Source organism: Mucilaginibacter sp., from assembly GCF_039921305.1.
Lineage (GTDB): Bacteria > Bacteroidota > Bacteroidia > Sphingobacteriales > Sphingobacteriaceae > Mucilaginibacter.
On the sequence record NZ_JBDSCA010000028.1, the window covers coordinates 243101 to 252956 of the forward strand.

The window sequence follows — 9856 nt, forward strand, 5'->3', positions numbered from 1 at the left end:
AATTATGATGTTATAAATTAATCTTCGGCGTAAGCCTTGGCCGCTTTTACAGCACGGTTCCAGCCTTTAACGCGTTCTTCAACATTGTGTATAGTACCGGGCTCAAAGCACTTTTCAATTTGCCATTGCCCGCTGATATCTTCCATACTACTCCAAAAACCGGTAGCCAATCCCGCAAGGTAAGCCGCGCCAATAGCCGTTACTTCAGTAACCTTTGGCCGGATAACCTGGGTATTCAATATATCCGCCTGGAATTGCATGAGTAGGTTATTAGCCGTTGCTCCACCATCCACACGAAGCTCTTTAATGTGTAAGCCCGAATCCGCTTCCATCGCTTTCAATACTTCCATAGTTTGGAAGGCGATACTCTCCAACGCCGCCCGTGCAAAATGTGCTGAGTTTGTACCTCGTGTAATACCTGTGATCGTACCGCGTGCATCCTGATTCCAGTGTGGCGCACCCAAACCCGCAAAGGCAGGTACAATGTAAACACCGCCGGTATCTTTTACTTGTTGAGCCAGGGCCTCTACCTCTGCTGATGATTTGATCAGTTTCAATTCATCCCTCAGCCATTGTACTACTGCGCCTCCAATAAAAATACTTCCCTCAAGGGCATATTGAACTTTGCCGTTTATCTTCCAGGCAATGGTAGTAACCAAATTATTTTTTGATGTGATAGGCTTATCGCCGATGTTCATCAGCATAAAGCAACCTGTGCCATAGGTGTTTTTTACCATCCCATTCTCCGTACACATTTGTCCGAACAAAGCGGCTTGCTGATCGCCCGCTATACCGGCTATTGGTATCTGAGCGGCAAGCACTGTTCCGGCGGTTTCACCATATACTTCACTTGATGATTTTACTTCAGGTAATATGGATCTGGGTATATCAAACAATTGAAGTAATTCCTCGTCCCATTGCATGTCGTGGATATTATAGATCATCGTTCTGGATGCATTGCTTACATCGGTAATATGTGTTTTACCGGCAGTCAGTTTCCAAACCAACCACGTATCTACCGTACCAAAAGCGATATGCCCGGCTGCCGCTTTTTCGCGTGCCCCCTCTACATTATCCAATATCCACTTGATTTTGGTGGCCGAAAAATAAGCATCTAATACCAACCCGGTTTTTTGCTGAATAGTTTTTGCATGCCCTTGCTCTTTTAACTGATCGCAATATCCGGAGGTGCGCCTGTCTTGCCACACTATAGCGTTATGCAAAGGCTCCCCGGTATGTTTATCCCATAAAATAGTGGTTTCGCGTTGGTTGGTTATCCCGATAGCGGCCACATCTTTAGCTGATAATCCGGCATTCAGGATAGCTTCTGCGGCTACCGAAATTTGCGACGACCAGATCTCTACCGGGTTATGCTCAACCCAGCCGGGTTGCGGATAAATTTGGGTAAATTCTTTTTGAGCTATAGATATGATATTGCCAGCCTTACTAAACAAAATAGCCCGGGAACTGGTTGTGCCCTGATCAAACGATAAAATATATTTTTCCATTGAGGATTTTATTGGTTTGTATGATCCCATTTCAGAGAGATCAATTGGTTTTGTATTTCAAAAGATAACCAATTGAAATAATATGTAAGTATAAAAATACAAATCGGAATAATAAAAAATTAAATTAAAAATTTAGATTGTTACAACAGATATTCTTACTTTGCACAGTAAAGCCGGTAACCCAATGATCAATTTAGCAGAAAGGCATCAGTTCATTCTGAACAAGCTCCAAAAAGAAGGTAATTTAAATGTTGTCGAGCTGTGTAAAGAGCTAAAAGTATCCTCGGTTACTATTCGTAAAGATCTCAAGGTTTTAGAAGACAAGAACTTGCTTTTCAGAACACATGGTGGAGCAACACTCAATAACCCTTATATTGTTGACCGCCCGGTAAACGAAAAGGAAAAATTTCAGTCGGTAGAGAAAATGAATATCGGCGCCGCAGCCGCAACCTTGGTTCAGGATCACGATTCCATTATCATCGCATCGGGCACTACTATGGTTGCTTTGGCTAAAAGTATCCAGGCTAAAGTTGGCCTTACGGTAATTACATCGGCATTACATGTGGCTTTGGAGTTAATGAAATTCCCTACAATAGAGGTGTTGCAATTGGGGGGGCTGGTACGCAAAAGTTCATCATCGGTTATGGGCGCTTATGCGGAAAGCATCCTTGGCGATTTCTTTTGCAGTAAATTATTTTTAGGTGTTGATGGTATTGATCTTGATTTTGGATTAACCACCACCAACGCCATGGAAGCTCACCTAAACCGCCAGATGATCAATGTGTCACAAAAAACCATCGTTCTGGCCGATTCAACCAAATTTGGTCGCCGGGGCTTTGGTAAAATTTGCGGACTGGACGAAATAGATCATATCATAACCGATAGCGGCGTATCCGAACACATCGTTAAAACGCTCGAAGGAGCAGGTATTACAGTAACTATCGTTTAGTTAAGTCTGTTCCGCAATCGGCTTATATAATAAACCTTTATTAGTATTGTAAATTAGAGCCGATGGATAATTACTTCCTTTATTTTCCGGTTAGTGAAAAAGATGAATCGTGGGGTTTAACGGTACTTAATGTTGGTAATTCAAAAATTGACAAGTTCTCTTCCTATCCACCAACAAACCATCCCTCGCATCATAATTTTAGCTGGGATACGGGTAGGGTATTGCAAGAGTACCAACTGATTTATATTACCCGGGGCTCAGGTGTTATTGAATCAGAAAGCTGCAAGGAAGAGCTTACCGAGGGCTCGGTGATCTTACTTCATCCTAACGAAAAGCATCGGTACAAACCAAACGCTAATACCGGCTGGGAAGAAATTTGGGTGGGTTTTAAAGGCGATTTTATAGATAACATCATCAAAAAAGGTTATTTTGATCCGGCCAGAAACGTTTTCCATATTGGCTTTAGCGAGACCATTGTTAATTTGTTTAATGATATTATTAAGGTAGCCAAGGCCGAAAAACCCGGTTATCAGCCCGTAATATCAGGCGCGATTGTTTACCTTTTGGGATTGCTGCATTCGGAGCAACAACAAAGCACGTTACAGGAAAAAGATATTACCGAAATTATTGTGAGCAAAGCCCGTGTGATTTTCAGGGAAAAACTCTACGAAAAAATATCGCCCGAAGAAGTGGCAGCCGAATTGAAGGTTGGATATTCATGGTTTCGCAAAGTATTTAAAAAGTATACCGGCCTGGCACCAGGGCAATACCTTATTCAGTTAAAAATTCAGAAAGGCAAAGAGTTATTAGCAGATCCATCAAAACTGATCAAAGAAATTGCTTACGAATTGCATCTTGACTCATCCTTATATTTCTCGAAGTTGTTCAAGGAAAAAACGGGTATAAGCCCTGCTGAATATCGAAAACAAATTTTGAAGAAACATCAGTTTTAGTTAAGCCCGTCTAAATATATAATTACTAATCGTTTGCTTTTGTGGGTTTCAATTAGTTAATTTTGATTGTTTTAATAATTAATTGAAACAAAACGAAATTAAATAACCGGCATGAATAAAATATTTTCAACGCTATTACTCCTAGCTTGTGCAGCCCACGCACAGGCACAAATAACTAAAGTACACTTTGTTGATCCCTTTATTGGCACCGGGGCAGCGGGTACAGGCTTGCCGGGTTGTACCTTTCCTGGACCTACCGTGCCGTTTGGCTTTGTGCAGTTAAGTCCGGATACCAAGGAGGCTGTTGACGCGCACCCCTGCGCCGGTTATGATTATGAGGCTAAAACAATTGTCGGCTTTAGTCATACCCATTTAAGCGGAACCGGGATTGCGGACCTGGTTGATGTTTTGATGATGCCAACAACAGGCCCTATTAAAACCGATGCCGGAACTGAAGATAAAACGGGTAGCGGTTACCGTTCCCGTTTTTCGCACACCCAGGAAGTAGCCAAGCCTGGTTATTACAATGTTCAACTATTAGATTACAACATTAAAGCCGAACTGACTGCTACCATGCACGCGGGTTTCCACCGTTATACCTTCCCCGAAGGTAAAGATTGCAACCTGATTATTGATATGGACCATAGTACCGTGAAAGGTAATGGGGGGCGTAACACTCGTATTATGGTGGCTCAAATTAATGTAATTGATAGTGTTACTATTTCGGGGTATCGGGTACTATCGGGCTGGGCCAAAATGCGGAGGGTTTATTTTTATGCCAAATTTTCAAAGCCGTTCGCCTCTACTTTAATGGTTGAGGGTAAAAATACTTATCCCAATAAAAATTTGGCTACAGGTAATGCCAATATTAAAGCGGCAGTTACTTTTAAAAATGCGGCGGGTAAAAGCGTATTGGTTAAAGTAGGACTATCTGCCAACAGCGTAGAGAATGCGAAAGATAATTTAAACCAGGAAATTACCGACTGGAACTTCGATAAGATCGCATCTCAAACAGAAAACCTTTGGGAAAAGGAGTTGGTTAAATTTGATATAGATGGCACTTTGGAACAGAAGAAAATATTTTACACTTGCTTATACCATGCCTTTACTCAACCCAATAATATTGCCGATTTGAATGGTGATTACATAGCAGGGGATTTAAGTACAGCGAACGCGGGTAAGGGTAAAGAGGTATTCTCTACCTTCTCGTTATGGGATACTTACCGCGCCGCTCACCCGCTTTACACGTTAACACAAACGGAAAAAACTGCTGGTTTTATCAATAGTATGATAGGGCATTATAAAACGTATGGTTTTTTACCGGTTTGGGAATTATGGGGGTCTGAAACCTATTGTATGATAGGTAACCACGCTATCCCGGTTATTATAGATGCGGTTATGAAAGGTATTAAAGGTTTTGATGTGAGCGCTGCTTACGAAGCGGTAAAAGGCACATCGATGACCGATCACAAAGATTCGCCGATGAGTATTTGGGAGAAGTATGGTTATATGCCTGAGGATTTGCAATCACAATCGGTATCCATCACTTTAGAAACAGCTTACAATGATTGGTGCGTGGCACAACTGGCCAAAAAGTTAGGGAAAATGGACGATTACAAACATTTTATGCAACGCGCATCCAACTATAAAAATCTGTATGATGCCGGAACCGGTTTCTTTCGTGCTAAAAACTCTGATGGCAAATGGATGGAGCCTTTTAATCCCTTAGAGTACGGGCACAACGGTGGCCACCCATTTACCGAAGCTAATGCCTGGCAATATTTATGGTATGTGCCACATAATGTAGGTAATCTGGTTCAACTAATGGGTGGTGAGCAAAAGTTTGGTGATAGGCTGGATCGGTTTTTCACCCTGGTGGATACATCCGCAAAGGTTAATCATAATGCTTCCGGCTTTATTGGGCAGTACGCTCATGGTAACGAACCAAGCCATCATATAGCTTACTTATACAATTTTTCGGACAGGCAATGGAAAGGGCAAATGTATATTTCAAAAATCCTGAACGAAATGTATTCGGCTACACCTAAATGCTATATTGGTAATGATGATTGCGGGCAAATGTCAGCCTGGTATATTTTTAGTTCGATGGGCTTTTATCCGGTTAATCCTGCCAATAGCATTTACAACATTGGCTCACCGATATTAAAAAGTGCATCAATTAAATTAGATAACGGTAGAAGGTTTACCATAAAGGCACCCAATGTATCCAAAGAGAATTGCTATATACAATCGATGAAGTTGAATGGACAAGCGTACAACAAAGCCTATATTACTCACGCGGATTTGACAAGCGGAAGTACTTTAGAGGTTGTAATGGGAAGTAAACCATCAACAAAGAAATTAGTTAATTATTGATTTTATAGATGGCATTTGAATATCCGCCTAAATAAACTCGAAATATATGAGTAAGTAAATCAATGTTTTATCGGTTTTAAAAGCCGGATTGTGCTGTAAATTACAAAATATACCTATATTCGCACCGTTCAAAAAAAATAATAATTAACAGTTGTAATTTTTGAATGCCGAAAGGCCCGTTCGTCTAGGGGTTAGGACGTTAGATTTTCATTCTAGAAACAGGGGTTCGATTCCCCTACGGGCTACGGAAAACAATATCAAAAGATGCTAAAAGCCTGCAAATCAAATATTTGCAGGCTTTTTTTATGGCATCAAAACACCATTTTATGCATCAAATCGCACCAAATAGGGGTGTAATTCGGTGCGTACCTAAATGAAAAACACTACGCACCGAATTACTTATAATTATTTGATTATCAACATGTTCAATTAATGAACATCTTGATAGCAGCAGGTTACAACCTTACTTTTGTTTCACTTTTAAGCTTGTAATTATGAAAAGTAATTTCCATCTGCTTTTTTACCTAAGAAAGCAAAAGAACTACAAAGGGGGCTCTATGGCCATCTACATGCGCATTACTGTCAATGGTAAGCGTGCGGATATGTCTGCCGGACGTGAATGCGACCCGGCCAAATGGAACGACCATGCAGGGCGTGCCATCGGCACAAAGGAAGAAACCAGGGCATTAAACAACTATCTTGACAGTCTGCAAACTAAGATCAGGAGCGCACACCAAACCCTGATTGACACAAACCAACGTGTAACCACAGCGAGTTTACAGAACCAATTTACAGGGAAAGCAGAAAAGAGCCGCTACCTGATGCAGCTATTAAGAGAACACAACGCCAAAGTAAAGGCATTAATTGGCAACGGTTTTGAAGAAAATACCCTGAAAGGTTACAACACGACTGAAAAACATCTTACAGGCTTTTTGCAAAAAGAATTTGGAAAAACTGATATGGAGATCAACCAGTTAAACCACGCCTTTATTACTGGCTTTGAATTTTACTTAAAAGCCGAATGTAAAATTAGCGGCGTATCTGCCGCCAAATATATCAAGCACCTTAAAAAAATTGTTAATCACTGCCTTGCTAATAATTGGCTGCCAACAAATCCATTTATCAACTTTAAATCGACTGCAAAGGCGAAAGAGCGAACTTATTTAACGCAACAGGAATTAGATGCCATTGCCAATAAAAAGTTGACTATTGAACGTTTACACCAGGTAAGGGATATTTTTGTTTTTTGCTGTTACACCGGGTTATCGTATGCGGACATTAAGAAGCTTAAAAGAAGTGAAGTAGCTATAGGAATGGATGGCGATAAATGGATATTCACCAGCAGGCAGAAAACGGATACATCTTCGCGGATACCGCTTTTGCCAGTAGCCTTAACCATACTAAACAGTTACCAGGATCATCCGCAATGTGAAAACAAAGGTTTGCTACTGCCCGTATTGAGCAATCAAAAGATGAACGCCTATTTAAAGGAAATAGGTGATTTATGCGGTGTTGTTAAACATTTGACCTTTCACTTAGCCCGGCATACTTTTGCCACAACGGTTACTTTATCCAATAATGTACCGATTGAAACCGTAAGTAAAATGTTAGGCCATACCAACATCAAAACCACACAGCATTATGCTAAAATATTGGATTTGAAAGTAAGCCATGATATGGGTCTGCTTAAACAGAAGTACAAAGCGATATAACAAATAAGGTTTTATTTTTCATTGGTACGGTTTGTACCAATGATTTACTTTTCGTATCTTTATGGAAACATTAGAGATCGGGGAATATACGATGATGGAATGAAAGTTAAAATTATTGTGGTTGCGACAGGGGAAAAGGTGGATGCCTTAATCAGGGAGGGGAAAGGCTCAGAAATACCATCCCTGCATGAAAATTGGTATTTCGACCTGGCTAAACAGCTAAAAAGAATACCTAACGCAACAGGTTATATTTTGGTTACAGAAGAAACACCGGATATTATTGAAGGGTGCATGATCTTCCAGTTAGTTGAAAAGATAAAGCCTGTTATGGCATATCTTGAGGTGGCCCCGCACAATAAGACGTATAAAAAGAAACATGATTATGTTGCCGGATGTTTAATAGCATACGCCTATAAGCTTAGTATTATAAATGGTGTTGGTATTTATGCGGGATTGTTGAATTTTAAGGTTGGTGAAGAGAAAAAGGAAGATGAACAGAAACTGGTCAATTTGTACAAAAACAAGTATAAAGCGTTCCAGTTGGGTGATTCACCGATCCTTGAAATTTCGGAAGATGCCGGGGAAATGTTAATCAGGAAATACCTCGGTGAGTTATAAATAAGGAACAATAAAAATTTTATTATGCGTATCGCGAAAGAGGATAAAAAATTAGATTTCGATATGACCATTGCCCCAAGCGATGCTCATAATTGGAGCAAAGAAGAAAAGGCGCTGATCGAAGAACGTGCCAAATTTCACCACAGCCAGCGTTCGCCCGAACGGTTACGCAAGAATGCAATGTTGGCCGTACAATATCGTATGGAACACTATGTACAGGACGATCAAGTTACGCTTGAAAAAATGTCTGCCATTGAGGACTTTGTAAAAGATTTCCTAAAAGTTTTGGGTATCAATAAAACGGCCTTTGCCCAATATATAGAAATGGATGGGGCAAACCTGAATAAGTATTATCGGAGCGACAGGCGGTTTAATACCGAGCTTGCTTTAAAATTTGCTCATTTTTTTCATACTCCGGCTGACCTTTGGCTAAAGATACAGATCAAAAATGAACTATTGCTTTTGCAAAAGGAGAAGCAGTCGGAGGATAAATACAATAAATATGATTACGAGAAATTATTACAAATAGCTTGATAGGCTGAAACTTACTTTATAAATAATCCGGCCACTTATTAACCTGTCCGATTAGTTCATCCACATTCATTTTTGGGTAGTATGATACTGCATACTCCCTAAAAGCGGCTTTTGTTTCCGGCCTCTCCCATTCCATCACAGAGAGTATAAGCATCGGCCATCTTTTAGTCTGCCGCATAAAACCATATAAGGGCATATATGGCGGTGCATAATAAAAGGAGTTATCCACCAGCTTATCATATAATATTTTATTAAACGCACGTTTCATATCCCTGATCACATCATAGGCGACGCTATATTTCCCCCCATGCCTCATGGTTTCAGACAGTGCTGGCAAGCCCTCATCATGAAAAAAAACATATAGGTAATCCATAAATCCCTTTTCGGTTAAATCACAGAGATCTTTACTATAATAGGCGTAAGCCTGCTTAAATACTTCCAGCGAGAAATCTTCCTTGTGTTTGTCTACAATAAAATTAAGCACTTCCATTTCTTTTGCGATCACCTCATCCAAAGACGGGCCTTTAGAACCTACACCGGGAACCGTTAACAAGTACCGGGGCTTGGAAAATAGCTCAAAATAGTAACTCTTGAAAAAAATAGTCTTTCTTTCAAACGTAAGCTGTAAGTACACAGGATGAGTAAACTTTCCGTGAAAGTCCACTTGTTTCAGCCGTTCATTCAAATAAGTTTTATAGGCGATTTTATACACTTTTTAAAATAATTTTTTTTGATGCCTTTTGAATGATTTTGATGGGCAATGCTTATTTAAAACTCTAAGGACAATATGCAAATACTACCAAAAGTAATCAAATCAAATTAGCCCAGTTGGTTAATGATAGTTCAAAGATACTAAAATGTTTTGTTGGTATTTTAATTTATCAAAACATATATTTACCTTAGTACTTTCTAAAGTATCACCAGCCCTTCATCCAATTCTTGGAATAACCAAACCATTGCCTGAACAGGCAGGGGATAAGATATTTTTAACTGTAAAACATTAACCAAAATGACAGCAATCGAATTAATTACCAAAGAAGATTTAAAGCAATTTAAAAGCGAACTACTAACAGAAATTAAAGCCATAGTCCAGCCGGGGCAAGGGCAAAGCAAGCAATGGCTGAAAAGTAACGAAGTAAGAAAGCTATTAAATATTTCACCAGGCACATTACAAAACCTGCGTATCAATGGCACACTACGCTACAC

Annotated in this window: 9 protein-coding genes and 1 tRNA gene; 8 read left to right on the forward strand and 2 right to left on the reverse strand. The window is 39.9% G+C overall.

The genetic code is table 11. From position 1 onward, the window contains the following. Positions 1–17: 17 nt before the first annotated feature. On the reverse strand, positions 18–1508 hold the full coding sequence (glpK, locus tag ABIN91_RS09340) for a glycerol kinase GlpK (protein ID WP_348050821.1): 1491 nt from the start codon (positions 1506–1508) through the stop codon (positions 18–20). A gap of 184 nt (positions 1509–1692) precedes the next feature. Here glpK and ABIN91_RS09345 point away from each other — a divergent pair, with 184 nt between their 5' ends. The 7 genes from ABIN91_RS09345 to ABIN91_RS09375 all read left to right on the forward strand — a co-directional run bounded on the left by ABIN91_RS09345 (position 1693) and on the right by ABIN91_RS09375 (position 8650). Continuing rightward, positions 1693–2457 carry a DeoR/GlpR family DNA-binding transcription regulator gene (locus ABIN91_RS09345; protein ID WP_348050822.1) on the forward strand — a complete coding sequence of 255 codons (765 nt, stop codon included), beginning with the start codon at positions 1693–1695 and terminating at the stop codon, positions 2455–2457. A 62-nt stretch (positions 2458–2519) separates the two neighbouring features. After that, positions 2520–3410 carry an AraC family transcriptional regulator gene (locus ABIN91_RS09350; RefSeq protein ID WP_348050823.1) on the forward strand — a complete coding sequence of 297 codons (891 nt, stop codon included), beginning with the start codon at positions 2520–2522 and terminating at the stop codon, positions 3408–3410. A gap of 111 nt (positions 3411–3521) precedes the next feature. Continuing rightward, positions 3522–5786, forward strand: coding sequence for a GH92 family glycosyl hydrolase (locus ABIN91_RS09355; RefSeq protein WP_348050824.1), 2265 nt, complete (start codon positions 3522–3524; stop codon positions 5784–5786). Between the two features lie 173 nt (positions 5787–5959). Continuing rightward, positions 5960–6031: transfer RNA gene (locus tag ABIN91_RS09360), tRNA-Glu, on the forward strand. A gap of 249 nt (positions 6032–6280) precedes the next feature. After that, positions 6281–7498 (forward strand): site-specific integrase, encoded by a 1218-nt coding sequence (locus ABIN91_RS09365; protein ID WP_348050825.1) that lies wholly within the window; start codon positions 6281–6283, stop codon positions 7496–7498. Between the two features lie 99 nt (positions 7499–7597). Further along, positions 7598–8116 (forward strand): hypothetical protein, encoded by a 519-nt coding sequence (locus ABIN91_RS09370; RefSeq protein WP_348050826.1) that lies wholly within the window; start codon positions 7598–7600, stop codon positions 8114–8116. Between the two features lie 24 nt (positions 8117–8140). Continuing rightward, positions 8141–8650 (forward strand): hypothetical protein, encoded by a 510-nt coding sequence (locus tag ABIN91_RS09375; RefSeq protein WP_348050827.1) that lies wholly within the window; start codon positions 8141–8143, stop codon positions 8648–8650. Between the two features lie 16 nt (positions 8651–8666). Here the strand turns inward: ABIN91_RS09375 and ABIN91_RS09380 are convergent, their stop codons facing one another. Continuing rightward, the gene (locus ABIN91_RS09380) at positions 8667–9203 is read right to left on the reverse strand and encodes a hypothetical protein (protein ID WP_348050828.1); all 537 of its coding nucleotides are present in this window, start codon (positions 9201–9203) and stop codon (positions 8667–8669) included. A gap of 456 nt (positions 9204–9659) precedes the next feature. Between ABIN91_RS09380 and ABIN91_RS09385 the strand changes: the two genes are divergently transcribed. Continuing rightward, on the forward strand, positions 9660–9856 hold a 197-nt coding region (locus tag ABIN91_RS09385; protein ID WP_348050829.1), incomplete at its 3' end, for a DNA-binding protein.